This window comes from Mizugakiibacter sp. (assembly GCF_039680435.1).
In the GTDB taxonomy this organism is placed as follows: domain Bacteria; phylum Pseudomonadota; class Gammaproteobacteria; order Xanthomonadales; family Rhodanobacteraceae; genus Mizugakiibacter.
This window is the reverse complement of record NZ_JBDKSX010000124.1, coordinates 1-23,536: the sequence shown is the minus strand read 5'-3', so window position 1 is coordinate 23,536 and position 23,536 is coordinate 1. Positions and strand designations below refer to the sequence as shown.

General features: G+C 71.9%; 25 protein-coding genes and 1 pseudogene. 17 read left to right on the top strand and 9 right to left on the bottom strand.

Annotated features, from left to right (window positions below; genetic code table 11):
* Position 1: 1 nt before the first annotated feature.
* Genes ABFC67_RS13315 through ABFC67_RS13305 form a run of 3 tightly spaced genes read left to right on the top strand, consistent with a single transcriptional unit; the run spans position 2 to position 1,616 of the window.
* On the top strand, positions 2 to 130 hold the full coding sequence (locus tag ABFC67_RS13315; protein WP_346738514.1) for a hypothetical protein: 129 nt from the start codon (positions 2 to 4) through the stop codon (positions 128 to 130).
* Between the two features lie 20 nt (positions 131 to 150).
* On the top strand, positions 151 to 723 hold the full coding sequence (locus ABFC67_RS13310) for a cytochrome c oxidase assembly protein (RefSeq protein WP_346738523.1): 573 nt from the start codon (positions 151 to 153) through the stop codon (positions 721 to 723).
* Positions 724 to 752: 29 nt separating this feature from the next.
* Positions 753 to 1,616 (top strand): cytochrome c oxidase subunit 3, encoded by an 864-nt coding sequence (locus ABFC67_RS13305; RefSeq protein WP_346738513.1) that lies wholly within the window; start codon positions 753 to 755, stop codon positions 1,614 to 1,616.
* 101 nt (positions 1,617 to 1,717) lie between these two features.
* On the opposite strand, the gene ABFC67_RS13300 is transcribed toward ABFC67_RS13305, so the two are convergent.
* Positions 1,718 to 1,933 carry a twin transmembrane helix small protein gene (locus ABFC67_RS13300; protein ID WP_346738512.1) on the bottom strand — a complete coding sequence of 72 codons (216 nt, stop codon included), beginning with the start codon at positions 1,931 to 1,933 and terminating at the stop codon, positions 1,718 to 1,720.
* A gap of 62 nt (positions 1,934 to 1,995) precedes the next feature.
* On the opposite strand from ABFC67_RS13300, the gene ABFC67_RS13295 reads away from it, so the two are divergent.
* From ABFC67_RS13295 to cyoE, 4 genes are read left to right on the top strand one after another with little or no spacing between them, the layout of a single operon-like run.
* Positions 1,996 to 2,724: an SURF1 family protein gene (locus ABFC67_RS13295; protein ID WP_346738511.1), complete on the top strand. Its 729-nt coding sequence runs from the start codon at positions 1,996 to 1,998 to the stop codon at positions 2,722 to 2,724.
* Positions 2,721 to 3,269 (top strand): hypothetical protein, encoded by a 549-nt coding sequence (locus ABFC67_RS13290; RefSeq protein WP_346738510.1) that lies wholly within the window; start codon positions 2,721 to 2,723, stop codon positions 3,267 to 3,269. Before ABFC67_RS13295 ends, ABFC67_RS13290 begins: the two co-directional genes overlap by 4 nt.
* Positions 3,266 to 4,411, top strand: coding sequence for a COX15/CtaA family protein (locus ABFC67_RS13285; protein ID WP_346738509.1), 1,146 nt, complete (start codon positions 3,266 to 3,268; stop codon positions 4,409 to 4,411). Before ABFC67_RS13290 ends, ABFC67_RS13285 begins: the two co-directional genes overlap by 4 nt.
* A gap of 9 nt (positions 4,412 to 4,420) precedes the next feature.
* Positions 4,421 to 5,368, top strand: a complete 948-nt coding sequence (gene cyoE / locus ABFC67_RS13280) for a heme o synthase (protein ID WP_346738508.1) — start codon at positions 4,421 to 4,423, stop codon at positions 5,366 to 5,368.
* A gap of 8 nt (positions 5,369 to 5,376) precedes the next feature.
* On the opposite strand, the gene ABFC67_RS13275 is transcribed toward cyoE, so the two are convergent.
* A complete protein-coding gene (locus ABFC67_RS13275; RefSeq protein ID WP_346738507.1) occupies positions 5,377 to 6,396 on the bottom strand; it encodes a bile acid:sodium symporter family protein in 1,020 nt (339 codons plus the stop codon).
* Positions 6,397 to 6,498: 102 nt separating this feature from the next.
* Between ABFC67_RS13275 and ABFC67_RS13270 the strand changes: the two genes are divergently transcribed.
* From ABFC67_RS13270 to ABFC67_RS13260, 3 genes are all read left to right on the top strand, one after another.
* Positions 6,499 to 6,978: a glutathione peroxidase gene (locus ABFC67_RS13270; RefSeq protein WP_346738506.1), complete on the top strand. Its 480-nt coding sequence runs from the start codon at positions 6,499 to 6,501 to the stop codon at positions 6,976 to 6,978.
* 13 nt (positions 6,979 to 6,991) lie between these two features.
* Positions 6,992 to 8,338 (top strand): MFS transporter, encoded by a 1,347-nt coding sequence (locus ABFC67_RS13265; protein WP_346738505.1) that lies wholly within the window; start codon positions 6,992 to 6,994, stop codon positions 8,336 to 8,338.
* 255 nt (positions 8,339 to 8,593) lie between these two features.
* Positions 8,594 to 9,280, top strand: a complete 687-nt coding sequence (locus tag ABFC67_RS13260; RefSeq protein WP_346738504.1) for an isochorismatase family protein — start codon at positions 8,594 to 8,596, stop codon at positions 9,278 to 9,280.
* Positions 9,281 to 9,409: 129 nt separating this feature from the next.
* Here ABFC67_RS13260 and ABFC67_RS13255 read toward each other — a convergent pair whose 3' ends face one another.
* From ABFC67_RS13255 to rpsU, 3 genes are all read right to left on the bottom strand, one after another.
* A complete protein-coding gene (locus tag ABFC67_RS13255; RefSeq protein ID WP_346738503.1) occupies positions 9,410 to 11,227 on the bottom strand; it encodes a DNA primase in 1,818 nt (605 codons plus the stop codon).
* Positions 11,228 to 11,340: 113 nt separating this feature from the next.
* Positions 11,341 to 11,787, bottom strand: coding sequence for a GatB/YqeY domain-containing protein (locus tag ABFC67_RS13250; protein WP_346738502.1), 447 nt, complete (start codon positions 11,785 to 11,787; stop codon positions 11,341 to 11,343).
* A 73-nt stretch (positions 11,788 to 11,860) separates the two neighbouring features.
* A complete protein-coding gene (rpsU, locus tag ABFC67_RS13245; protein ID WP_346738501.1) occupies positions 11,861 to 12,076 on the bottom strand; it encodes a 30S ribosomal protein S21 in 216 nt (71 codons plus the stop codon).
* Between the two features lie 55 nt (positions 12,077 to 12,131).
* On the opposite strand from rpsU, the gene tsaD reads away from it, so the two are divergent.
* The 3 genes from tsaD (at position 12,132) to folK (ending at position 14,202) form a co-directional block, all read left to right on the top strand.
* On the top strand, positions 12,132 to 13,172 hold the full coding sequence (tsaD, locus tag ABFC67_RS13240) for a tRNA (adenosine(37)-N6)-threonylcarbamoyltransferase complex transferase subunit TsaD (protein WP_346738500.1): 1,041 nt from the start codon (positions 12,132 to 12,134) through the stop codon (positions 13,170 to 13,172).
* Between the two features lie 178 nt (positions 13,173 to 13,350).
* Positions 13,351 to 13,710 (top strand): dihydroneopterin aldolase, encoded by a 360-nt coding sequence (folB, locus tag ABFC67_RS13235; protein WP_346738499.1) that lies wholly within the window; start codon positions 13,351 to 13,353, stop codon positions 13,708 to 13,710.
* A gap of 3 nt (positions 13,711 to 13,713) precedes the next feature.
* The gene (gene folK, locus ABFC67_RS13230) at positions 13,714 to 14,202 is read left to right on the top strand and encodes a 2-amino-4-hydroxy-6-hydroxymethyldihydropteridine diphosphokinase (protein ID WP_346738498.1); all 489 of its coding nucleotides are present in this window, start codon (positions 13,714 to 13,716) and stop codon (positions 14,200 to 14,202) included.
* Between the two features lie 93 nt (positions 14,203 to 14,295).
* Here folK and ABFC67_RS13225 read toward each other — a convergent pair whose 3' ends face one another.
* Positions 14,296 to 15,045, bottom strand: a complete 750-nt coding sequence (locus ABFC67_RS13225; RefSeq protein ID WP_346738497.1) for a pteridine reductase — start codon at positions 15,043 to 15,045, stop codon at positions 14,296 to 14,298.
* Positions 15,046 to 15,134: 89 nt separating this feature from the next.
* On the opposite strand from ABFC67_RS13225, the gene ABFC67_RS13220 reads away from it, so the two are divergent.
* Genes ABFC67_RS13220 through ABFC67_RS13210 form a run of 3 tightly spaced genes read left to right on the top strand, consistent with a single transcriptional unit; the run spans position 15,135 to position 17,609 of the window.
* On the top strand, positions 15,135 to 16,328 hold the full coding sequence (locus tag ABFC67_RS13220; protein WP_346738496.1) for an SAM-dependent methyltransferase: 1,194 nt from the start codon (positions 15,135 to 15,137) through the stop codon (positions 16,326 to 16,328).
* A complete protein-coding gene (locus ABFC67_RS13215) occupies positions 16,328 to 17,137 on the top strand; it encodes a YdcF family protein (RefSeq protein ID WP_346738495.1) in 810 nt (269 codons plus the stop codon). Before ABFC67_RS13220 ends, ABFC67_RS13215 begins: the two co-directional genes overlap by 1 nt.
* 43 nt (positions 17,138 to 17,180) lie before the next feature.
* On the top strand, positions 17,181 to 17,609 hold the full coding sequence (locus tag ABFC67_RS13210) for a hypothetical protein (protein ID WP_346738494.1): 429 nt from the start codon (positions 17,181 to 17,183) through the stop codon (positions 17,607 to 17,609).
* Positions 17,610 to 17,715: 106 nt separating this feature from the next.
* On the opposite strand, the gene ABFC67_RS13205 is transcribed toward ABFC67_RS13210, so the two are convergent.
* The 3 genes from ABFC67_RS13205 to ABFC67_RS13195 all read right to left on the bottom strand — a co-directional run bounded on the left by ABFC67_RS13205 (position 17,716) and on the right by ABFC67_RS13195 (position 22,520).
* Complete coding sequence (locus ABFC67_RS13205) at positions 17,716 to 18,954, bottom strand: multifunctional CCA addition/repair protein (protein ID WP_346738493.1); 1,239 nt, start codon at positions 18,952 to 18,954, stop codon at positions 17,716 to 17,718.
* Positions 18,955 to 19,293: 339 nt separating this feature from the next.
* On the bottom strand, positions 19,294 to 20,235 hold the full coding sequence (locus ABFC67_RS13200) for a complex I NDUFA9 subunit family protein (RefSeq protein ID WP_346738492.1): 942 nt from the start codon (positions 20,233 to 20,235) through the stop codon (positions 19,294 to 19,296).
* A 269-nt stretch (positions 20,236 to 20,504) separates the two neighbouring features.
* Positions 20,505 to 22,520 (bottom strand): transglycosylase SLT domain-containing protein, encoded by a 2,016-nt coding sequence (locus tag ABFC67_RS13195; protein WP_346738491.1) that lies wholly within the window; start codon positions 22,518 to 22,520, stop codon positions 20,505 to 20,507.
* A 123-nt stretch (positions 22,521 to 22,643) separates the two neighbouring features.
* Here ABFC67_RS13195 and ABFC67_RS13190 point away from each other — a divergent pair.
* Positions 22,644 to 23,536: pseudogene (locus ABFC67_RS13190) on the top strand (glycoside hydrolase family 17); the annotation flags it as partial.

Genomic DNA, 23,536 nt, shown 5'->3' with positions numbered 1-23,536 from the left:
GATGAGTCCGACACCTGACAGCTACGACCCGCAAGCCCGCCGCGCCGGCGTGCGCCGCACCGCGTGGATCGCGGCCGCGGTCGCGGTCGCGCTGTTCGTGATGATCATCCTGAAGGGGGTGCTCGGATGAGCGCGGATCCGCAGGGGCGCATGCGCCGCGGCAACGCGCGCGTCATCCGCATCGCGCTGGTGGTCGGTGCGGTGATGTTCCTGTTCGGCTTCGCCTGCGTGCCGATCTACCGCATCGTGTGCACGCACGTGCTCGGCATCAAGCTCGAGGAAGGCCCGGCCAGCGCCGGCAAGGTCGATGCGTACAAGGTCGACGCCACGCGCGAGGTGACGGTGGAGTTCGTCGGCAACGTCAACAGCGCGCTGCCGTGGCAGTTTGCGCCGGAGGCGGTGCGCATGACGGTGCACCCGGGCGCGATGACGCTGGCCTGGTACGACGCGCGCAACGTCTCCGCGCGCGCGATCACCGGCCATGCGGTGCCGAGCGTCGCGCCGCAGACCGCGTCGCTGTATTTCAACAAGGTCGAGTGCTTCTGCTTCACCGACCAGACCCTGCAGGCGGGCGAATCGCGGCGGATGCCGGTGCGCTTCGTGGTCGACCCGCGCCTGCCGGCGAACGTCAAGACGCTCACGCTTTCGTACACGTTCTACGAAAACCAGCTCGCCGAACGGCGCGCCGCGCAGGCCGCGGCGCCGGCCGCACCGGCGGGCTGAACGGCAGCAAATCCATCGGGGATCCCAGCATGGCTCAGCAAGGTGCTTACTACGTCCCGCACGGCAGCAAGTGGCCGATCGTCGGTTCGGTCGGACTGTTCACCACCGTGGTCGGCGCGGCGCATTGGATCAACGGCAACGACGGTTGGCGCTGGGTGATGTTCGCCGGCCTCGCGATCCTGCTGTCGATGGTGGTCGGCTGGTTCGGCTCCGTGATCCGCGAGTCGGTCGGCGGCATGTACAACCGCCAGGTCGATTCCTCGTTCCGCATGGGCATGATCTGGTTCATCTTCTCCGAGGTCATGTTCTTCGGCGCGTTCTTCGGCGCGCTGTTCTACGCGCGCTCGCTCTCGGTGCCGTGGCTGGGCGGCGAGGGGCACGGCGCGATCACCCACGACGTGCTGTGGAGCAACTTCACGGCCACCTGGCCGACCAACGGCCCCGGCGACATCGGCGGCGCGTTCCAGACGATGGGGCCGTGGGGCATCCCGTTGCTGAACACGCTGCTGCTGCTCAGCTCCGGCGTGACCGTCACCATCGCCCATCACGCGCTGCGCGCGGGCCAGCGCCGCAAGCTGCTCGGCTTCCTCGCCGCCACCGTGCTGTTGGGCGCGGTCTTCCTGTTCTTCCAGGCGCACGAGTACATCGAGGCCTACACGCACCTCAACCTGACCCTGCAGAGCGGCATCTACGGCTCGACGTTCTTCATGCTGACCGGCTTCCACGGCCTGCACGTGACGCTCGGCGCGATCATGCTGACGGTGATCTGGTTCCGCTGCGCCAAGGGCCACTTCGACAAGGAAAACCACTTCGGCTTCGAGGCGGTGGCCTGGTACTGGCACTTCGTCGACTTCGTGTGGCTGGGGCTGTTCATGTTCGTGTACGTCCTTTGACCGGACGCGCGAACGCGACGCGACGGGCCGGCGCAAGCCGGCCCGATCGTTTCGGGACGACGAATCCGCCGCGCGCGGGCCGCGGCGCGGCGTGCGGCGGCTCAGCCGGCGAGGTCGTGCGGCTGCAGCAGGCCGGTGACGATGCCGATGATCACCAGCAGGATCAGCAGCAGCGAGAAGCCGATGCGGCGGGTCAGCGCCCAAACGGTGCGGTTGGTGCGGCCGCGGTCGGTCATCATGAAATACAGTGCCTGGCCGAGGTTGAACATCACCACCAGCAGCAGGACGATGAGCGCGTATTTGTACAGGGCCGCCATGCGATGAATCCGGCGAATGATCGAGCGCACAGTATAGCGGTGCGCGGGGCCCGGCCGGGATGATGCGCCTGCGCCGCCCGTCGTGGTTCGCGCTGGCGCTGACCCTGGTCGGCGTGGCGGTGTTCGTGCGGTTGGGCTTCTGGCAGCTGCACCGCGCCGACGAGAAGGAGGCGCTGCTGCGGCTGTTCGCCGCGGCCGCGCAGGCGCCGGTGGAGGACTTCGCCGCGGTCGCCGGCCGCGTCGCGCCCGAGCGCTATCCGCACGTGCGCGTGCCCGGCCGCTTCCTGCCGCAGCGCGATTACCTGCTCGACGACCAGGTGGTGGGCGGCCAGGTCGGCGTGCGCGTGTTCGCGCCGTTCGCGCCGGATGCGGGCGGCACGCTGCTGGTCAACCTCGGCTTCCTGCCGCGCCAGGGCGCGCAGCGGCGCCTGCCCGAGCTGCCGCCGCTGCCGGCGGGCGCGACCACGCTGACCGGCCTGTACGCGCCGCCGCCGCCGACCGGGCTGAAGCTGGGCGGCGACGCGCTGCCGCATGAGGCGCGCTGGCCGAAGCTGACCATCTACCTCGACCTCGAGGCGGTCGGCGCCGATCTCGGCCGCCGCCTGTATCCGCGCGTGCTGCTGCTGGACCGGGATCCGGCCAGCCCGTACGTGCGCCTGTGGACGCCCGACGTCATGCCGCCGGCGCGGCATCTCGGCTACGCGCTGCAGTGGTTCTCGTTCGCCATCGCCGCGGTGGTGATCTTCCTCGCGCTGCACCGCCGGCGCGAACCCGATGAGGAGCCGCAATGAATCCGCCTCGCCGCTCGCGCCTGCAGCTGTTCGCGCTGTTCGCCGTGTTCGCCGCGCCGTTCGTGGCCGCGCTGCTGTTGGCGTACGCCGGCTGGCACCCGGGCACCCGCAGCTACGGCACGCCGGTGCTGCCGCAGCAAAGCCTGCGCGACGCGCCGGTCACGCTCGCCGACGGCGGCCGCTTTGCGTGGAAGGACACGGCGCCGCGCTGGACGCTGGTGGTGCTGCCCGGCCCGGGCTGCGCGCAGGCCTGCGTGCGCGAACTCGGCCTGCTGCACGCGGCGCGCGTGCGCATCAACCGCAAGGAGTTGCTGCTGCGCCTGCTCTACGTCGGCGAACCGCCGGCGGATGCGGCCGCGCGCGCGCTGCTGGCGAGCTGGGCGGTCGGCCGCGACGACGCCGGCCGGCTGGCGGCGTTCCGCGCGACGCGCGCCGACGGCGTGGCCGCGCTGCTGGTCGAGCCCGACGGCACCGCGCTGACCGCCTACCCGGACGGCTACGACGCCAACCTGCTGCTCAAGGACCTGCAGAAGGTGGTCAAGTGACGCCGCGCCGCCCGCTGTCGCTGCCCGCCAGGCTGGCCTGGTTTGCCGCCGCGTTCGCGTTCTGCGTGATCGTGTTCGGCGCGTTCGTGCGCCTGTCCAACGCCGGCCTGTCCTGCCCGGATTGGCCGACCTGCTACGGCCAGGCGGCCTGGCCGACCCACGCACACGAGATCGCGCGCGCCAACGAGGCGTTCCCGATGCGCCCGGTCGAGGCCGGCAAGCCGTGGCGCGAACAGTTCCACCGCATGATCGCCGGCACGCTGGGCGTGCTGGTGCTGGCGCTGGCGCTGACCGCGGCGTGGAAGCGGCCGGCGGCGCGCTGGGCGCTGTTCGCCGCCGCAGCCGCGGCGGCGCTGGGCGTCGGCATGTACGTGGGCGGCGAGCACGTGTTCTCGTCGGCGCTGGCGGCGTGCGCGATTGGCCTGCCGCTCGCCGTCGCCGCGCGCCTCGGACGCGCCGCGCCCTGGCGCATCGCCGTGGTCGCGCTGGCGGTGATCATCTTCCAGGCCATGCTCGGCATGTGGACGGTGACGCTGCTGCTGAAGCCGATCGTGGTGATGGGCCACCTGCTCGGCGGGCTGACCACGTTCGCGCTGCTCGCCTACGCGGCGCTGCGGCTGTCGCGGGTCGGCGCCGACGGCGAGGAGTTCGCGCGGCTGCGCCGCTTCGCGGCCCTCGGCCTCGCGTTGCTGGCCTGCCAGATCGCGCTGGGCGGCTGGACCAGCGCCAACTACGCCGCGCTGGCCTGCGGCAGCGATTTTCCCGGGTGCCTCGGCCAGTGGTGGCCGCCGACCGATTTCCGCGAAGGCTTCGTGCTGTGGCGCGGCATCGGCGTCAACTACGAGGGCGGCATCCTCGATGCCGCCGCGCGCAGCGCGATCCAGATCGCGCACCGCCTCGGTGCGCTGGCGGTGTTCTGCTACCTCGGCTGGCTGGCGTTGCGCGCGGTGCGCGCCGGGTTGCGCGGCTACGGCATCGCCATCGGCATCGCCCTGCTCGCCCAGGTCGCGCTCGGCATCGGCAACGTCGTGCTCGGCCTGCCGCTGCCGTTGGCGACCGCGCACAATGCCGTCGCCGCGCTGCTGCTGTCCGCCATGCTGGCGCTGCTGGCGCGCACGCAGCCGCGTACCGATCCGGACTGAGTCCCGCTCATGCTTGCAGCCTCCTCGTCGAAAGCCCACCCTGGCGCGGCCATGCTCGATGTCGTGCGCCAGTACTGGATGTTGACCAAGCCGCGCATCGTCGCGCTGCTGGTGTTCTGCGCCGTGATCGGCATGTTCCTCGCCGTGCCCGGCGTGCCGCCGTGGCGCGCGCTGCTGTTCGGCACGCTCGGCATCTGGCTGGCCTCGTCCTCGGCAGCGGCGCTGAACCAGCTGGTCGACCAGCGCATCGATCGCGTGATGGCGCGCACCGCGCACCGTCCGCTCGCTACCGGCGCGCTGCAGCCGTGGCAAGTGCTGGCGTTCGCGCTGACGCTGGGCGCGGCATCGATGCTGGTGCTGGCGCTGTGGGTCAACGTGCTGACCGCGGTGCTGACCTTCGCCGGGCTGATCGGCTACGCGGTGGTCTACACGGCGTTCCTGAAGCGCGCCACGCCGCAGAACATCGTGATCGGCGGCATCGCCGGCGCGGTGCCGCCGGTGCTGGGCTGGACCGCCGTCACCGGCGCGCTGCACCCGTACGCGCTGCTGCTGTGCCTGATCATCTTCGTGTGGACGCCGCCGCATTTCTGGGCGTTGGCGATCTTCCGCCGCGACGACTACGCGCGCGCCTGCGTGCCGATGCTGCCGGTGGCTTACGGCGTCGAATACACGCGCTGGCACGTGCTGTTCTACACCGTGCTGCTGGTGCTGGTGACGCTGCTGCCGTACCTCACCGGCATGAGCGGCGTGTTCTATCTCGGCGGCGCGGCGGTGCTCGGCGGCGGCTTTCTCTACTACGCGATCCGCCTGATGAAGCCGCCCGACGAGCGCTTTGCGATGAAGGTGTTCGGCTACTCGATCGTCTACCTGATGGCGCTGTTCGCCTTCCTGCTGCTCGACCACTGGCTGGTCGCGCCGGCGCTGCAGCCGGATTTCATCTACCAGCGCATCGGCTGAGCCCGCGCTCAGTCGGCGAGATCGGCGGCTTCCTCGGTTTCGGCCGGCGTCGGCGCGCGCCGCGCCTGCGCGGCGTAGCGTTGCGCGATCGCCGCGCACACCATCAACTGCAACTGGTGGAACACCATCACCGGCAGCACGATCGCGCCGAGCCCCGCGGCCTGGCCGGCGAACAGCAGCTTCGCCATCGGCACGCCGCTGGCCAGGCTCTTCTTCGAGCCGCAGAACAGCAGGGTGATGCGGTCGGCGCGGTCGAAGCCGAGCCGACGCCCGGCGAAGGCGGTCAGGCCGAGCGCGGCCGCCAGCAGCAGCGCGGCGATGGCGAGCGTGCCGGCCAGCGCGCGCGGCGGCGTGTCGCGCCACAGGCCGCCCGCCACCGCGGCGCCGAACGCGCTGTAGACCACCAGCAGCACCGTGCCCTGGTCGGTGTAGCGCAGCAGGCGGCGATGGCGCTCGGCCCAGCCGCCCAGCCACGGCCGCAGCAGGTGGCCGGCGGCGAACGGCACCAGCAACAGCAGCACGATGTCGCGCACCGCCGTCAGCGGCGCGGCCGGCCCGCCGCGCGCCGCCAGCAGCGCGCCGGTCAGCAGCGGCGTCAGCAAGATGCCCAGCAGGTTGGACGCCGACGCCGCGCACACCGCGGCCGGCACGTTGCCGCCGGCCAGCGAGGTGAACGCGATCGAGGACTGCACCGTCGACGGCAGCGCGCACAGGAACAGCACGCCCGCGTACAGCTCCGGCGTCAGCAGCGCCCCGGCCAGCGGCCTCAGCGCAAGACCGAGCAGCGGGAACAGCAGGAAGGTGCTGGCGAGGATCGCCAGGTGCAGGCGCCAGTGCATGATGCCGGCGACGATCGCCGCGCGCGCGAGCCGCGCGCCGTGCAGGAAGAACAGCAGCGCGATCGCGGCGTCGGTGGCGCGGTCGAAGCCCGTCGCGACGGCGCCGCGCGGCGGCAGCAGCGTGGCCAGCACGACCGTCGCCAGCAGGGCGAGCGTGAACGGGTCGGGGCGGTAGCGGAGCGCGCGCATGCCAGCGGCATTCTAGCGGTGCGCCCGCGGCGCGGCCGGCGCGCTTCCCAAACGCGCGCGGCGGTGGCTAACTAGCGCGATCCGTCCCTGCCGGAGCGCGCCATGGCCAGCGTCCACGATTTCAGCGCCACCACCATCGACGGCGCCGAGCGGAAACTCGACGCCTACCGCGGCAAGACGCTGCTGATCGTCAACGTCGCCTCCAAGTGCGGCTTCACCCCGCAGTACGCCGGGCTGGAGGCGCTGTACCGGCAATACAAGGACAAGGGGCTGGTCGTGCTGGGCTTCCCCTGCGACCAGTTCGGCCACCAGGAGCCGGGCGACGAGGCCGAGATCAGGAACTTCTGCTCGCTGAACTACGACGTCAGCTTCCCGATGTTCGCCAAGATCGAGGTCAACGGCGGCGGCGCGCATCCGCTGTACCGGTTCCTGAAGAAGGAAGCGAAAGGCGTGCTCGGCAGCGAGGCGATCAAATGGAACTTCACCAAGTTCCTGGTCGACGGCGACGGCCGCGTGCTCGAGCGTTTCGCGCCCACCGACACGCCGGAGAGCATCGGCAAGCGGCTGGCGAAGATGCTCTGAGGCCGCGTTGCCGATGACCCGCGAGACCGCCGGCGCGCCGCCCGCCGAACGCCCGCTCGACCGCCGCGACCTGAAGACGCTGGCGCTGGCGTCGCTCGGCGGCGCGCTCGAGTTCTACGACTTCATCATCTTCGTCTACTTCACCGCGACGATCGGGCAACTGTTCTTTCCGCCCGACACGCCCGACTGGCTGCGCCAGCTGCAGGCGTTCGGCCTGTTCGCCGCCGGCTACCTGGCGCGGCCGCTGGGCGGCGTGGTGATGGCGCACTTCGGCGACCGCGGCGGACGCAAGCGCATGTTCACGCTGAGCGTGTTCCTGATGGCGGTGCCGACGCTGCTGATCGGCCTGCTGCCGACCTATGCCGTCGTCGGCTACGCCGCGCCGCTGGCGCTGCTCGCGCTGCGCGTCCTGCAGGGCGCGGCGGTCGGCGGCGAAGTGCCGGGCGCGTGGGTGTTCGTCGCCGAGCACGTGCCCGCGCGCCGCGTCGGCTTCGCCTGCGGCACGCTGACCGCGGGACTGACGCTCGGCATCCTGCTGGGCTCGCTGGTGGCGACTGCGGTCACCAAGGCGTATGCGCCGCACGACGTGCTGGCGTTCGCCTGGCGCATCCCGTTCCTGCTCGGCGGCGTGTTCGGCTTCTTCGCCGTGTTCCTGCGCCGCTGGCTGGCGGAGACGCCGGTGTTCGAGGTGCTGCGCGCGCGCCGGGGACTGGTGCGCGGACTGCCGCTGCGCGAGGTGCTGCGCGGCCACGGCCGGGCGGTCGCGCTGTCGATGCTGCTGACCTGGGTGCTGACCGCCGCGATCGTGGTGGTGATCCTGATGACGCCGACGCTGCTGCAGAAGCTGTACAGCTTCGCGCCGGCGCGCGCGCTGGAGGCCAACAGTCTCGCCACGCTGGCGCTGGCGCTGGGCTGCGTCGCGTTCGGCGCGCTGGCCGACCGCATGGGCGCGGCGCGCGCGCTGCGGCTCGGCTGCGCGGCGCTGCTGGTCGCGGTGTATGCGCTGTATCTCGGCCTCGGCGCGGCGCCGCAACGACTGTTCGCGCTGTACGCCGCGGCCGGCTTCTGCGTCGGCGTGGTCGGCGTGGTGCCGGTGGTGATGGTGCGCGCGTTTCCGGCCGCGGTGCGCTTCTCCGGCGTCGCCTTCGCCTACAACGTCGCCTACGCCGTGTTCGGCGGGCTGACGCCGCTGGCGGTGGCGCTGATGATCGCGCGCGTGCCGCTGGCGCCGGCGCACTACGTCGCCGCGCTGTGCGTGCTGGGGCTGGCGATCGCGCGTCACCTCGCCGCCGCGGAGCGCGCGCATCGCGATGCCGGAGCGGCGGTGAAGCGCTTCGAGCCTCGCGGCGAGCGCGTGTGAACTTGTGTTGCTGCACGAACACGTGCGCGCGGCGCGACGCGCCGGGATTTCGGTATTTCTGATGTTGGCGTTACGCCTTTCTCACGCCGCGTTTATCTTCCCGAGCGCGCGCTGAATCGTTTCCTCGATTGTGCGGCGATCGCGCGGCGCGGGCATGATCGATGCGTCGATGGCAGCGTGTTTGCGTTGGTGTAGCTTTCGGCGTGCCGCTGTGAATCCTACCGATGCGGCGTCGAAATTGCCGGAGAATCCGTCATGCCAACACAGTCCAATAATTTCGAGTTGCTGGAACCCTCCAACTGCGCTCTGCTGCTGCTCGACTACCAGGCGCAGATGCTCTTCGCGGTCAAGTCGCGCGATCGCGATGTCGTCATCAACAATGTCGTCGCGCTGACGCGGGCGGCGGAAACCTTCAATCTGCCGATCGTGGTCAGCACGCTGGCCTCGAATTCGATCAACGGTCCGCTGTTCATGGATCTGCAGGCGGTGCTGCCGTCCGACGTGCCCACGATCGACCGCACTGCGCTGGATGCGTGGCGTGACGAGAAGGTGCTCGCTGCGGTAAAGAAGACCAAGCGCAACAAGCTGCTGATCGCGGGATTGTGGTCGCATGTCGGACTGACCTACACGACGCTGTCGGCGATCGGCGACGGCTACCGGGCGTATCCGGTCACCGACACCGGCGGCGCGCCGACCAGCGAGGCCCACGAGATCGCCGTGCAGCGCATGATGCTCGCCGGCGCGATCCCGGTGACCTGGCAGCAGGTGATGTTCGAGCTGCAACGCGACTGGACGAACGCCACCACCGCGGAGCAGGTGCACGACATCACGCGCAAGCACTTCGGCGCGTTCAGCCAGGGCATCGTCTACCCGCAGATGTTCGGCGGCGGGAAGGAGCGCAAGATGGCGTCGGGCGAGTCCGCGACGCGGCGGCCCCACTGAGCCACGCGGCCGGGGCGGCCGGCACATGGCCGTCTCCGGCCTGTCTCGGCGAAGGCGCCGTCGCGCGCCTTCGCGCGGGATGGATCGAGTGCCGCGAAGCCCATCCGGCGGACTGCGGCGTGGCCGACCCTAGGTCCTGCTCTGGCGTGCGAGGTCCTGGTTCTTCTTCTTCAGCGCCAGCGCCTGGTATTCGGCCTTTTCCTCCGCGCTGAGCGCGGCCAGCCCTTCGCGGCGGATCTTGTCCTGGATGCCGAGGAGACGCTGCTGGTTGGATTCCTCGGCCAGCCGCTGCAGGCCGCCCAGGAACTCGGTGCGCAGGGCGTCGTCGCCGTCGCCGGGGAATTCGACCACCGCGAGCTTGTGCAGCGCGGGCGCTTCGGCGCGATCGGCGAAATGTTCGAGCAGCGTCGCCGTGGTCAGGCCCGGCCGCGCGCGCGCGATCTCCAGCAGTTCGATCAGCAGGCCGATGCCGGGCTTGTCCAGCGCCGCGAACGGGTAGGGCGGCGCGGCCAGCTCGGCCAGCTTCGGCTGCGCCAGCAGCAGCGTGATCACGCTGCGCACCAGGCTGCGCTTGGCGACCGCGCGCGGCGCGGCGCGCGCCGCCGGCGCGGCCGCGGCGCCGCCGACCGCGGCCGCGTGCACGCCGGTGCGCTTGCTGAGCTCCTGGACCATCAGGTCGCGGAACGCGCCGTCGGGCAGGCGCGCCAGCAGCGGCCTGGCGCGTTCGGCCAGGCGCGCGCGGCCGTCGAGGCTGGCCATGTTGACGTCGTGCGCCAGTTCCTCGAAGAAGTAGTCCGACAGCGGCATCGCTTGCTTCAGGCGCTGCTCGAAACCGTCCTTGCCTTCCTTGCGTACCAGCGTGTCCGGATCCTCGCCCTCGGGCAGGAACAGGAAGTACGCCTGGCGGCCGTCGCGCAGGCGCGGCAGCACCGATTCCAGCGCGCGCCACGCCGCCGAGCGGCCGGCGCGGTCGCCGTCGAAGCAGAAATAGACGTCCGGCGCGGCGCGGAACAGCAGCTCGGCGTGGTCGTGCGTGGTCGCGGTGCCGAGCGTCGCCACCGCGATCGGCAGGCCGGCCTGATGCAGCGCGATCACGTCCATGTAGCCTTCCACCACCAACAGCTTGTCCAGTTTGGTGTTGGCCTGCTTCACCTGCCACAGCGCGAACAGCTCGCGGCCCTTGTGGAACAGCGGCGTTTCCGGCGAGTTGAGGTATTTCGGGCCGTCGCCCTTCTTGGGGGAAGTGGCGGCGGGAGCGCCCGCTTCGTGGGCTTCGCGCGCGGGGTTGGCGCTGGGGAGGATCCTTCCGCCGAATGCGATCACGCGGCCGCGGCGGTCGAGGATCGGGAACATCAGGCGTTCGCGGAAACGGTCGTACTTGCCGCGTTCGTTGCTGGACACCATGCCGGCCTCGTCCAGCAGCTTGGCGCGCTGCGGCGTGGTGCCGAGCTTCTTCAGCACGCCGTCCCAGCCGCCCGGCGCCCAGCCGATGCGGAAGCGCTTGATCGTCTCGGCGTCGAGGCCGCGGCGCTTGCAGTAGGCCTGCGCCTCGGCGTGCTTCGGCAGCTCCGCCTCGTAGAACGCGGCGGCGGCGTCGAGCAGCGTGTAGAGGTCGGTCTTGTCCTCGCGCGGGCGCTCGGCGCCGCCTTCGTAGGGCACCTTCAGGCCGACCGACTGCGCCAGTTCCTCGACCGCGTCCTGGAATTCCAGGCGCTCGTAGTCCATCAGGAACTTGATCGCACTGCCGTGCGCGCCGCAGCCGAAGCAGTGGAAGAACTGCTTGACCGGGCTGACGTAGAACGACGGCGAGCGCTCGTCGTGGAACGGGCAGCGCGCGGTCCACTCGCGCCCCGCCTTCTTCAGCGGCACGCGCCGCTCGATCACGTCGACGATGTCGACGCGGGCGAGCAGGTCGTCGATGAACTGGTCGGGGATGCGGCCGCGCATGATCGGTCAAGCATGCCATGCCGGGGCCGGAAAAGCGCCGCGCCCGTGGCGCGGTCCGCACCGAACGAAAACGCCGCCCGCAGGCGGCGTTCGCTGCTTGCGGGGGATGCGACTCAACCCGCCAGCTTGTCCTTCACCCGCTTGGAAACCTGCCCCATGTCGGCGCGGCCGGCGGCCCTGTCCTTGACGATCGCCATCACCTTGCCCATGTCGCGGGCGGAGGCCGCGCCGGATTCGGCGATGGCGGCGTCGATCAGCCGGTCCAGCTCGGCGTCGGACAGCTTGGCCGGCAGGTAGGCCTCGATCACGCCGATCTCGAAGCTTTCCTGCGCGGCCAGGTCGCTGCGGCCGGCCTGCTCGAACTGCGCCAGCGAGTCGCGGCGCTGCTTGAGCATCTTCTCCATGACCGCCAGCACCTGGGCGTCGTCGAGCGCGATGCGCTCGTCCACCTCGCGCTGCTTGACCGCGGCGCCGATCAGGCGAATCACGCCCAGGCGCGACTTGTCGCCGGCCTTGAGGGCGGTCTTCATGTCCTCGTTGAGGCGGTCCTTCAGCGACATGGCGCGGGAATCCTCGAGACGCAAAAGCCGGCACCCGCCGGGCACCGGCCAGCGGAGAAGGCGAAACCTGGACTCAGTACAGGCGCGTGCGGCGCGCGGTTTCGCGCGACAGGCGGCGCAGGTGGCGCTTCACCGCCGCGGCGCGCTTGCGCTTGCGTTCCTGGGTCGGCTTCTCGTAGAACTCGCGCTTGCGGGTCTCGGCCAGAACGCCGGCCTTCTCGCAGGTGCGCTTGAAGCGGCGCAGGGCGATCTCGAACGGCTCGTTCTCGCGAACCTTGACGTTGGGCATGGTCTCTCCGCTGGTAAACTTGCCCCTTCCGAAGGGGCGAGCCGCAAAGTATAGCGTGAGCGACCGGACAGTTTCAAAACCCGTATTGGGCATCGAATCCTCCTGCGACGAGACCGGGGTGGCCGTCTACGCCCCCGGCCGCGGGCTGCTGGCGCACCGGCTGTACAGCCAGATCCGCCTGCATGCCGACTACGGCGGGGTGGTGCCGGAGCTGGCCAGTCGCGACCACGTGCGCAAGCTGTTGCCGCTGGTGCGCGAAACCGTGGCCGCGGCCGGCCTCGGCCTGCGCGAGCTGGGCGGGGTCGCCTACACCGCCGGCCCCGGCCTGGTCGGGGCGCTGCTGGTCGGCGCCGCCTGCGCGCGCGCCCTGGCCTGGGCGCTGGACGTGCCGGCGATCGGCGTGCACCACATGGAAGGGCACCTGCTGGCGCCGCTGCTGGAGCCGGACCCGCCGGCGCCGCCGTTCGTGGCCCTGCTGGTGTCCGGCGGCCACTCGATGCTGGTGCACGTGGCCGGGATCGGCCAGTACCGCCTGCTCGGCGACACCCTGGACGATGCCGCCGGCGAGGCTTTCGACAAGACCGCCAAGCTGATGGGCCTGCCCTATCCGGGCGGCCCGACGCTGGCCAGGCTGGCCGAGCAGGGGCGCGCCGGCGCCTACCGCTTCGCGCGGCCGATGACCGACCGGCCCGGGCTGGACTTCAGCTTCTCCGGCCTGAAGACCCAGGTGCTGCTGGCCTGGCGGGACAGCGACGGCGGCGAGCAGACCCGCGCCGACATCGCCCGCGCCTTCGAGGAGGCGATCGTCGACACGCTGACCATCAAGTGCCGGCGCGCGCTGGAGGCGACCGGCGCGCGCAACCTGGTGATCGCCGGCGGCGTCGGCGCCAATCGCCGCCTGCGCGCGCAGCTTGCCGAGGCGGGCGCGCGCGAAGGCTTCCGCGCCTGCTTCCCGCGCCTGGAGTTCTGCACCGACAACGGCGCGATGATCGCGCTGGCCGGCGCGCTGCGCCTCGCCGCGGGCCAGCACCAGGACGCCGCGATCCGCGTGTTCCCGCGCTGGGAGCTGGCGTCGCTGCCGGCGGTCGCCGCATGACATCATCGCCTCGGTCGAGGCGGCCGGCGCGTGGGCGCGGGGCGTGCGCCGCATTTTCCGGGGCTCCTTGAGTCGAGGGGGGCGGCTCGCGCCGGTTTCATCGGCGCGCGCGGGGTTGCGGAGGTGCGCCTCCCGTGGGCATGGGCGCACCCTTATCGAATACGGCGGACATCACCCCATGGACATCGTCTTCATCGAAGACCTGCGCATCGACACCGTCATCGGCATCTACGACTGGGAGCGCCGCGTGCGCCAGACCGTGGCGCTGGACATCGAGATGGCGTTCGACAACACGAAGCCGGCGGCCAGCGACCGCATCGAGGACACGCTCGACTACAAGGCGGTGTCGAAGCGCCTGATCGGCTTCGTCGAAGGTTCCAGCTTCCAGCTGGTGGAGACGCTGGCCGAGCGCTGCGCGGCGATCGTCCGCGACGAGTTCGGCGTGGCCTGGGTGCGCCTGAAGCTCTCCAAGCCAGGCGCGGTGCGCGGCGCGAAGGCGGTGGGCGTGCACATCGAGCGCGGCGTGCGCCCGGGTTAGGCGATGGCGCGCGCCTGGCTCAGCCTCGGCTCCAACCTCGAACCGCAACGCCACCTGCGCGCGGCGCTGGACGAGCTCGCCGCGCGCTTCGGCGCGCTGACCGTTTCGCCCGCGTACCGCACGCCCGCGGTCGGTTTCGAGGGCCCGGACTTCCTCAACCTCGCCGTCGGCCTCGACGCCGACCTCGACCCGCTCGCGCTGGACGCCTGGCTGCACGCGCTGGAGGACCGTCACGGCCGCCGCCGCGACGTGCCGCGCTATTCCAGCCGCACGCTCGACGTCGACATCGTGCTGTACGACGACGCGGTGCTGCGCGGCCCCGGCCATCTGGAAATCCCGCGCAGGGAGCTCGCCCACGCGTTCGTGCTGAAGCCGCTGGCCGACATCGCGCCGGAGCTGCGCCATCCCGTCAGCGGCAGGACCCTCGCCGAGCTGTGGGCGGCGTTTCCGCATGAAACGGAGCCGCTGTATCCGGCCTCGCTGGACGGTTGAACATGCGTCCGCGCCGCGCGTGGCGTGGTGCATGGATGACGCGCGCGCAGCGCACGCCACGCCCGTGCGCGGTGTTTCCGCGCGCGGGCGCGCTCACATCGCCAGCGCGCGTCCGCCGTCCACGCGCACGATCTCGCCGGTGACGTAGCTGGCGTCGCGCAGCAGCCACAGCACGGCGCCGGCGACGTCCTCAGGCGTGCCGGCGCGGCCCAGCGGCGTGCGCGCCAGCAGCGCCTCGCGTTCGGCCGTTGCCTTGCCGGCCTCCGGCCACAGCACCGCGCCGGGCGCGACGCCGTTGACGCGCACCTCGGGGCCGAGGTCGCGCGCCAGCGCCAGCGTCATCATCGCCAGCGCCGCCTTGGCCATGCAGTACACGGCGTGGTTGGCCAGCGGCCGCTCGGCGTAGATGTCGACCAGGTTGACCACCGCGCCGCGCGCCGCGCGCAGCTGCGGCAGCGCGGCCTGCACCAGGAAGAACGGCGCCTTGGCGTTGCTGGCGAACAGCTCCTGCCATTGCTGCGGCGTGACCGTGCCGGGCGGCGTCGGATAGAACGCGGAGGCGTTGTTGACCAGCCCGTCGAGACGGCCGAAGCGCGCCGCGACCGCTTCGACCAGCGCGGGCAGGCGATCGGTGTCGGCCAGCTCCGCCTGCAGGGCCAGCGTCGAACCGGCGCGCGCGGCCTCCAGTTCGGCGATCAGCGCGTCCTGCTCGTCGCGCGAGCGCCGGCAGTGCACGGCGAGGTCGTAGCCGGCCGCGTGCAGCGTGCGCGCGATGGTCGCGCCGACGCGGCGGGCGGCGCCGGTGACCAGCACGACCGGGCGCGGATGGGCAGGTTCGGGCATGGGCTTCCTCCGGCAAACGGCCTGTTATGCTTGCGGCCCTCGCGCCAAGCGCCGGTGATTGCCGCACATCGCGGCGACGAAATCCAGCCGTGTCCACCCCACTGCCCGAACCCGACGCCGACGAGCGCGCCCTGTCCCGGCGCCTGCGCGACCAGTTGCGCGAGGAGATTGCCGCGCACGGACACATCCCGTTCTCGCGCTTCATGGAGCGCTGCCTGTACGCGCCGGGGCTGGGCTACTACAGCGCCGGGCGCACCAAGTTCGGCGCCGAGGGCGACTTCGTCACCGCGCCGGAACTCGGCGAGCTGTTCGCGCGCTGCGCGGTCAACGCGGTGCTGCCGGCGCTGCGCGCGCTGGGCGCGGACGCCGATTTCCTCGAACTCGGCGGCGGCAGCGGCGCGTTCGCCGAGGCCGCGCTGCGCGCGTTCGCCGAAGCGGACACGCTGCCGCGCCGCTACCTGATCCTCGAACCCAGCGCCGACCTGCGCGAGCGCCAGCAGGCGCGGCTGCGCGCGGCGCTGCCGGCGGCGCTGGCGGCGCGCGCGGCGTGGCTGGATCGTCCGCCGGAAGACGCGTGGCGCGGCGTGCTGTTCGCCAACGAGGTGATCGACGCGCTGCCGGCCACGCGCTTCACCGTGCGTCACGGCGAGGTGCTGGAGGAATGCGTGGCGCTGGACGGCGAGGGCCGCTTCGCGCGCGTCGACCGTCCCGCCGACGCGCTGGTCGCCGGCGCGGTGCGCCACCTCGAGGCCGACCTCGGCCAAGCGTTCGCCGACGGCTACCGCTCCGAGCTGCTGCCGCAGTTGCCGTACTGGATGCAGGCGGTAGCCGGCGCGCTCGAGGCCGGCATGATGCTGTTCGTCGACTACGGCTATCCGCGCCGCGAGTACTACCTCGCCGAGCGCAGCGACGGCACGCTGGTCGCGCACTACCGGCACCGCGCGCACGCCGATCCGTACTGGATGCCGGGCCTGCAGGACCTCACCGCGTTCGTCGACTTCACCGCGCTGGCCGAGGCCGGCAACAGCGCCGGCTTCAGCGTCGGCGCCTACCTGCCGCAGGCGCAGTTCCTGATCGCCAGCGGGCTCGCCGATGCGTTCAGCGCGGCCGGCGCGGCGGCGCCGGACGAAGCCGCGCGCTACCGCCTCGCGCAGGAGGCCAAGCGCCTGACCCTGCCCGGCGAGATGGGCGAGCGCTTCCAGGTGATGCTGTTCGCGCGCGGCCTCGACATGCTGGCGCTGCCCGCCGAGGTGCTGCTGGCCGACCAGGGTCACCGGCTGTGATGCAGGCGTTTCCCGACGTGCTGCTGTCGCCGCTGGGCGCCGGCCTGCTGCTGGCGCTGCTGCTGTGGCTGGCGCGCCGGCGCCTGCCGCGCTGGGCGCTGTGGTCCGGTCTTGCGCTGGAGCTGCTGTGCTACGCGCTGATGACGCCGCTCGGCGCCAACGCGCTGGTCGGTGCGATCGAGGCGCGCGCGCCGCGGCCATCGCGGTGTCAGGCGCCGCACCCGGCCACCATCGTCGTGCTGGCCGGCGGCATGGAGCATGCCGCGCTGGGGCCGGACGACGCCAGCGTGCTGTCCACCGCCAGCGTGCGGCGCCTGCTCGCCGCGGTGGATCTGTGGCGCGCGACGCCCGGCGCCACGCTGGTGGTCAGCGGCGGTGGCCCATTCGATCTCGCCGAAGCCACGCTGCTGGCGCATTTCGCGATGAAGCTGGGTGTGCCGTCGGCGGCGATCCGCACCGAGACGCGCTCGCAGACCACCTGGGGAAACGCGCTGAACACGCGCCGCCTGGACGGCGTGCCCGCACGCATCTGGCTGGTCACTTCGGCGCTGCACATGCCGCGCGCGCTGCTGGCCTTCCGCGCCGTCGGCTTCGATGCCTGCGGCTTCCCCGCCGACTTCCGCTACCTGCCGCCGCAAGGCCTCGGCGACGCGCTGCCGCAGAGCGGCGCGCTGCAGAAATCCGAGGCGGCGCTGCACGAACTGGTCGGCATGCTGCTCTATCGCGGCATCGTGCTGAAGCACCGCATCGCCGGCGATGTGGTCGTTGTGGCGCAGCCCCGACACGCAGTGGTGCACTGGTATCGCTGAAGCAGCGGGTGAAGGTGCGTTCCACGTCAATTCGGATGATTTGGTGAAGACGACAAAGGAGGATGTCTTGAAATCGACGATAGCCGTGGCCTTATGTGCCTTGTTGACGGCCTGTGCCGTTGCCCCACGTCAGTCGCCCGATCCTTACCCTGGCTCTGGCGGCTTGTTTCTCGGGACTCCGAGCCAAGCAGAAATAGATAGCGGGCGTATCAATTTTACTCCGAAAAGATTTTCCGCATTCCGCGTGGGTGCCACCACTAAAGCCGAGGTGGTCAAGAAGCTGGGCAAGCCGGCTGGGTGGATGACCAAGTCAGATGGCACGTCAGAGCTCGAATACGACTACATGGGGGAAAGCTTGCTGCCGGGAATGCGGCGAGTCATCTATACGTTTTTTACCTTCGATTCCGACAGGATACTGAGCGAGATGCAGTATCCAGGGTACGAAGACCGCAAGAAATCAGGGCGGCAGTAGAAAATCCCGGAATGGTGATTGCGATGGGCGTCGCTGGAAGGTAGCCATGATTTGATGGATTGATCTGCGCCTTCTGCTTCTTCGCGGATTCACGGGTCGTGAACAACTACCCGGAGTTCGAACATGGGCGCGGCACGGCGACGATCGCCGCCAGCCGCGCCTTGCGCATCGCTTCGGCGATGGCGGGTCCGTTCAGGCCGTCCGCCACGAACGGCGCGGCCTTGACCGCCGCGGCGGCGGCGAAGGCGGCGCGCAGGTAGTCGGCCTGCAGGTAGGCGGCGTCGGCCAGGCCGAGGCGGCCGCGCTTGTCGGCCTCGCAGGCCTGCAGGAAGGTTTCCAGCCGCTCGCCGCGGCGGAATGCGTCGAGCTGCTCCAGCAGTTCCAGCACGGTGCCGGGCTTCAGTTCCAGCGCGCGGTGCGCGACCAGGTGATGGCGGCAGACCAGCTCGGCCAGCGCGGCGTAGTCGGCCGGTACCTTCAGGCGCGCGCACAGCGCGCGCAACGGCGCGACGCCGCGCTGCTCGTGCATCACGTGGCGCGGCAGCTCGTGCTTCGGCGTCAGCGCCTTGCCGAGGTCGTGCGCGAACGCGCAGAAGCCGACGCGTGCGTCGCCGGGCGCCAGCCGCGCGGCGGCGTCCAGCACCAGCTCCATGTGCACGCCGGTGTCGACCTCGGGGTGGAATTCCGCGCGCTGCGGCACGCCGTACAGCGCGTCGACTTCGGGGAACAGCGCGGCCAGCGCGCCGCACGCGCGCAGCGTGCGCAGGAACGCCGACGGCTGCGGCTCGGCCAGCGCCTTCTGCGTCTCCGCCCACACCCGCTCGGGCACCAGGTGATCGACCTCGCCGTCGGCGACCATGGCGCGCATCAGCGCCAGCGTTTCTTCGGCGACGCCGAAGCCGAGCGGCGCGTAGCGCGCGGCGAAGCGCGCCACGCGCAGCACGCGCACCGGGTCCTCGACGAATGCCGGCGAGACGTGACGCAGCACGCGCGCTTCGAGATCGCGCGCGCCGCCGAACGGATCGACCCGCGCGCCGTGCTCGTCCTCGGCCATGGCGTTGATGGTGAGGTCGCGGCGCTCGAGGTCCTGTTCCAGCGTCACCGACGGATCGGCGTGGAAGGCGAAGCCGTGGTAGCCGCGGCCGGTCTTGCGCTCGGTGCGCGCCAGCGCGTACTCCTCGCCGGTTTGCGGATGCAGGAACACCGGGAAGTCCTTGCCGACCGGCTTGTAGCCTTGCGCCAGCATGTCCTCGGGGCGTGCGCCGACGACGACGTAGTCGCGGTCGGTGACCGTGCGTCCCAGCAGCCTGTCGCGGACCGCGCCGCCGACCAGATAGATGCGCATGGCGCGATTGTGCCATGCGTTGATTGCTGCCCCGAAGAGATTCCTGGACGCGGATCGGCGCGGATCGGCGCGGATAAAGCCCGGTCTCCATCCGCGCTCATCCGCGTCGGTCCGCGCAGATCCGCGCCCAAGATCCTTGGCTCCACGCCGCCTGCGCCAGCGAGCGCCTGCACGAATCGACTGACGTCATGTCCGCGAAAGCGGGCATCCATTGAAGATGGCGGGATGGATGACACGCCGCTCCTGCGGCGTGCCCGTTGGGCCGCCTTCGGCGTTCGCTACGGCTTCCTGCCTGCGCAGTCCCGCTTTCGCGGGCATGGCGGCCCGGACAAAGGTCTGCTAGCTGCGCAGCGTGGCGCGTGCCGCCTCGATGCGCGCCTGCCGGCCGCGGTCGTGCAGCAGCGCCGGCAGCATCGGCGCGAAGCGGTGCGGCGCGATGCCGAGCGCGGCGAGGCCGTCGACGCTGCCGACCGAATCGGTCAGCAGCGAGCGGAAGTTGTCCAGCGAGAACGGCTTGCCCGGCAGGCATCCGGCGACCGCGGCCTGCAACCGGCCGAGCGCGTCCGGCAGCCCGAGCACCGCGCGGCGCACGCCCATCGCGTCGCGGATCAGGCGCACGATTTCGCCGAGCGTCAGCACGTCGGGCCCGTACAGCTCGAAGGTGCGCCCCGCGGTTTCGCGCGGGGCGGCCACGCAGCGCGCGATCGCCTCGACCACGTCGCCGACGTACACCGGCGCCATCTTCGCGTGCGGCCGCGCCAGCGGCAGCACCGGCGCGATGCGCAGCAGGCCGGCGAAGCGCGTCACCAGGCCGTCGCCGTGGCCGAAGATCACCGCGGACTGCAGCAGCGTCCAGGCGAGCCCGGACTGCTTCACCTCCGTTTCCGCTTCGCCGCGCGTCCGTAAGTACTTCGATTCGCCTTGGCCGGCCTTCAGCGCGCTCATCTGCACCAGCCGCGGCACGCCCATCTGCCGGCAGGCGTCGACCAGGGTATGGGTCAGCTCGACGTGGACGCGGCGGAAGCTCTGGCCGCGCGTCTCGTTGAGGATGCCGACCAGGTTCAGCGCGACGTCGGCCTTGCCGAGGTGGCGCGCCAGCGCGGCGCGGTCGTAGACGTCGGCGCTGACCACGCGCACCTGCGGCAGCACGGTCAATTCGAGGTGCTGCTCGCGGTTGCGCGAGAGCACGGTGATCGCGTGGCCGTCGGCGGCGAGGCGCGGCAGCAGGTGGCTGCCGACGAAGCCGGTGCCGCCGAGGACGAGCAGTCGTAGTGCGGGCATCTGCGTACCCCTCCGTGAATGCGCCGACGACATGGCGGATTCCGTGCCGCGCCGCGCGCAAGGCGCGCTGCGGCGCGGCAAGGATGAGCCGCGGCGGTCGCGGCGGCAAGCGCGCGCCGGCCGGCGGCGTCCGCGCGAGCCTGCCGCGAACGGCGCGCGCATTTCGCCGCGCTGCGTCAAGGAAACGGCGGATTCCGTTCCGGCGACGGCAGGGGCGGCGCGTGCGCGGTTCCGTGCGTCCGCAGCGCGGATTCGGTGCGTCCGGGACGCTAGGGCCGCTGCGTCACCGCGCTGCCCGCGCTTTCCGCCGCCGGCGGCGCCGGGCACACCACCGGCCTGCGCGCGGCGTCGGCGGTGGGTGGCGCGTAGTCCTGGCCGGATGCCGGCATGCGCGTGGACAGCGCCAGCGCCTGGCCGTGCATGCGCCAGTCGTAGATCACGCTGAAGGCGAGGATGCGCGCGACGTACTCGCGCGTCTCGCGATACGGGATGGTGGCGATGAACAGGTCCGGCGGCAGGTCGCCGCGCGTGGACAGCCAGCGGTTCAGCAGGTCGGGCCCGGCGTTGTAGGCGGCGCTGGCCAGCCACGGGTTGCCGTAGCGCTGTTCCAGCCGCGCCAGGTAGCGCGTGCCGAGCGGGATGTTCACGGCTGGATCGAACAGCGAATCGGGGCCGGCGTAGGGCAGCGTTGCGGCGTGCGCCAGCTGTTCGGCGGTCTTCGGCAGCAGTTGCATCAGGCCGCGCGCGTCGGCGCCGGAACGCGCGTCGGCGACCCATGCGCTCTCGGCGCGGATGATCGCGTAGGCCCAGGCCGGGTCGATGCCGGCCGCGCGCGATTCGCGCAGCACGCGCTGCTCGCGCGCCAGCGGGAAGCGCTGCTCGTACAGGCGCAGCGCGTCGCCGCTGCTGAACGCGAACAGGGCGCGGTCGTACCAGCCGCGCCGGTAGGCGAGGTCGGCGGCGAGGCGGCGACCGGCCGGGTCGAGCGCCTCCCACGCGCGCGCCCATTCGCGCCGCGCCTGCGGCAGCAGGTCCAGCGCATGGAACTCGAACGCGCGCCGCATGCCGGGCAGGGCGAGCACGCGCTGCGTACCGGCGTCGTCCGCGGCGAGGGTTTCGGGGCAGATCGCATAGGGTGCGCCGACGCGGTCGGCGGCGAGGAAGCCGTAGAAGTTCGCATCGCGCGCCAGCGCCTCGTACAGCGGTCGCGCTTCGTCCTTGCGGCCGAGCGCGTCGAGCACGCGCGCGCGCAGGTAGCGCCACTCGGCGTCCTGCGCCTGCGTGGGCGAGAGCGCGTCGAGTGCCGCCAGCGCGCCGCTCCAATCGCGGGCGGCCAGCGCCACGCGCACGCGCCATTCGCGGGTGGCGTCGGTCTGCGCGTCGGCCGGCAGTGCGGCCAGGCGCGCCGCCGCGTCGTCGTCGAAGTCGGTGGCGCGATACAGCGCGATCGCGGCGAGGATGCGGTCGCGCTCGGCGGCGGGGAAGGCGAAGCGCGGCGCCAGCGCATTCCAGGCGGCCTCGGCGCGGCCGCTGTCGCTGCGCGCGAGGCGCGGCATGCCCAGCGCCACCGCCATGCGGCTGCGCGGCGCGTCCGGCCAGGCCGTCGCAGCGGCCATCGCGGCGGCCGGGTCGCGCAGCGCGTCGGCGATGCGGCGCGCGGCGTCCTGCTCGTCGGCGGGCAGCCACGGCGCCAGCGCGGCGACGGTGCCCGCCGCGCCCGCGCCGGCGGCGCGTTCGATGCGCGCCCACACGCGCTCGCCGGTCAGCAGGCCGCGCTGGCGCGCCCAGTCCAGTACCGGATCGCAGGCGTCGGGCAGGCGCGGTTGCTGCCACAGCGCGGCGAGGTCGCGTTCGAAGTCCAGCGTCGCGCCCTGGGCGAGGCGCGCCTGCAGCGCGGCGCAGGCCAGCGTGTCGCCGCCGCGGCCATCGTAGAGGGCGAGAAAGTCGCCCCAGTCCCGGCGGCGCGCGAGTTCCTGCAGGAAGTCGCGGCGCAGCTCGGCGGCAGGGATCAGGTCGGGCCAGCGCGTCAGGTAGGCCTCGACCGCGGCGCGGTCGACCCGCGCGAGATCGTGTTCCAGCGCGGCGGCTTCGAGGTAGGGATAGAGCGGATAGTCCTCGAGCTGCGGCGCGTAGCGCTTCCAGCCGGGATCGCCGTCCTGCGCCAGCGCGTAGGCCTGGCGGAATACGTCGCGCTGGGCGGCGTCGTCGTCGGCCGCGGCGAACGGCGCGGCGAGGGCGAGGGCGGTGAGCAGCAGGCGCACATGGAGGCGCTGGCGGGCGGACATGGTGCGGACGGTTCTCCGGCGCGGCGCGATTCGCGCGCATTTTAGTCGCAGCGTGCCCGAGCACAGGTAAAATTCATGTCACCGTGCGCGCCGCGCCGGCCGTTCTCCCGACCCGGAATCCGCATGGCGTCCCCCATCGTTCCTGCGCGCCGCACGCTGCTGCTCGCGCTGCTTCTGCTCGCCGCCGCCGCCAACCTGTACTGGTGGCGCCTCGGCCGTCCGGTCGCGCTGGCCGACGCGCCGGACGGGCGCATCGCCTGCGTCTCCTATACGCCGTTCCACCAGCCGGGCGAATCGCCGCTGGATCCGCGCGCGGTGATCGCGCCGGGGCGCATCGAGCGCGACCTGCGCGCGCTGTCGACGCGCTTCGGCTGCGTGCGCACCTACTCGGTCGGCGGCGGCATGGATGCCGTGCCGCGCATCGCCCGGCGCTACGGCATGCAGGTGCTGCTCGGGGTGTGGCTGGCGCGCGATCCGGTCGCCAACGAGCGCGAGATCGCCGCCGGCATCGCGTTGGCGCGGCAGTACCGCGACACGGTGCGCGCGCTGGTCGTCGGCAACGAGGTGATGCTGCGCGGCGAGCTGCCGGCGGCGACGCTCGCCGACGCCATCCGCCGCGTGCGCACGGCGACCGGCCTGCCGACCACCTACGCCGACGTGTGGGAATTCTGGCTGCGCTACCCGCGGCTCGCCGACGCGGTCGATTTCATCACCATCCACGTGCTGCCGTACTGGGAAGACGATCCCGTACCGGTGCGGGACGCGGTCGCGCACGTGCGCGACATCCGCGCGCGCGTCGCCGCGGCGTTTCCCGGCAAGGCGGTGCTGATCGGCGAGACCGGCTGGCCCAGCGCCGGCCGCCAGCGTGCCGGCGCGGTGCCGAGCCTGGTGAACGAGGCGCGCTTCGTGCGCGAATTCCTCGCCTGGGCCGCGCAGGCGCGCGTGCCGTACAACCTGATCGAAGCCTTCGACCAGCCGTGGACGCGCACTCTGGAAGGCACCGCCGGCGGTTACTG

Bases quoted from the DNA above. Each gene is read 5' to 3' on its own strand.
- ABFC67_RS13255 (WP_346738503.1), bottom strand. From the start codon at position 11,227: ATGCGCGGCCGCATCCCCGACCAGTTCATCGACGACCTGCTCGCCCGC.
- ABFC67_RS13270 (WP_346738506.1), top strand. From the start codon at position 6,499: ATGGCCAGCGTCCACGATTTCAGCGCCACCACCATCGACGGCGCCGAG.
- ABFC67_RS13215 (WP_346738495.1), top strand. From the start codon at position 16,328: ATGCAGGCGTTTCCCGACGTGCTGCTGTCGCCGCTGGGCGCCGGCCTG.
- ABFC67_RS13265 (WP_346738505.1), top strand. From the start codon at position 6,992: ATGACCCGCGAGACCGCCGGCGCGCCGCCCGCCGAACGCCCGCTCGAC.
- ABFC67_RS13195 (WP_346738491.1), bottom strand. From the start codon at position 22,520: ATGTCCGCCCGCCAGCGCCTCCATGTGCGCCTGCTGCTCACCGCCCTC.
- folB (WP_346738499.1), top strand. From the start codon at position 13,351: ATGGACATCGTCTTCATCGAAGACCTGCGCATCGACACCGTCATCGGC.
- ABFC67_RS13295 (WP_346738511.1), top strand. From the start codon at position 1,996: ATGCGCCTGCGCCGCCCGTCGTGGTTCGCGCTGGCGCTGACCCTGGTC.
- ABFC67_RS13260 (WP_346738504.1), top strand. From the start codon at position 8,594: ATGCCAACACAGTCCAATAATTTCGAGTTGCTGGAACCCTCCAACTGC.
- ABFC67_RS13225 (WP_346738497.1), bottom strand. From the start codon at position 15,045: ATGCCCGAACCTGCCCATCCGCGCCCGGTCGTGCTGGTCACCGGCGCC.
- cyoE (WP_346738508.1), top strand. From the start codon at position 4,421: ATGCTTGCAGCCTCCTCGTCGAAAGCCCACCCTGGCGCGGCCATGCTC.
- ABFC67_RS13205 (WP_346738493.1), bottom strand. From the start codon at position 18,954: ATGCGCATCTATCTGGTCGGCGGCGCGGTCCGCGACAGGCTGCTGGGA.
- ABFC67_RS13300 (WP_346738512.1), bottom strand. From the start codon at position 1,933: ATGGCGGCCCTGTACAAATACGCGCTCATCGTCCTGCTGCTGGTGGTG.
- ABFC67_RS13275 (WP_346738507.1), bottom strand. From the start codon at position 6,396: ATGCGCGCGCTCCGCTACCGCCCCGACCCGTTCACGCTCGCCCTGCTG.
- ABFC67_RS13290 (WP_346738510.1), top strand. From the start codon at position 2,721: ATGAATCCGCCTCGCCGCTCGCGCCTGCAGCTGTTCGCGCTGTTCGCC.
- ABFC67_RS13315 (WP_346738514.1), top strand. From the start codon at position 2: ATGAGTCCGACACCTGACAGCTACGACCCGCAAGCCCGCCGCGCCGGC.
- rpsU (WP_346738501.1), bottom strand. From the start codon at position 12,076: ATGCCCAACGTCAAGGTTCGCGAGAACGAGCCGTTCGAGATCGCCCTG.
- ABFC67_RS13250 (WP_346738502.1), bottom strand. From the start codon at position 11,787: ATGTCGCTGAAGGACCGCCTCAACGAGGACATGAAGACCGCCCTCAAG.
- ABFC67_RS13200 (WP_346738492.1), bottom strand. From the start codon at position 20,235: ATGCCCGCACTACGACTGCTCGTCCTCGGCGGCACCGGCTTCGTCGGC.
- ABFC67_RS13310 (WP_346738523.1), top strand. From the start codon at position 151: ATGCGCCGCGGCAACGCGCGCGTCATCCGCATCGCGCTGGTGGTCGGT.
- ABFC67_RS13305 (WP_346738513.1), top strand. From the start codon at position 753: ATGGCTCAGCAAGGTGCTTACTACGTCCCGCACGGCAGCAAGTGGCCG.
- folK (WP_346738498.1), top strand. From the start codon at position 13,714: ATGGCGCGCGCCTGGCTCAGCCTCGGCTCCAACCTCGAACCGCAACGC.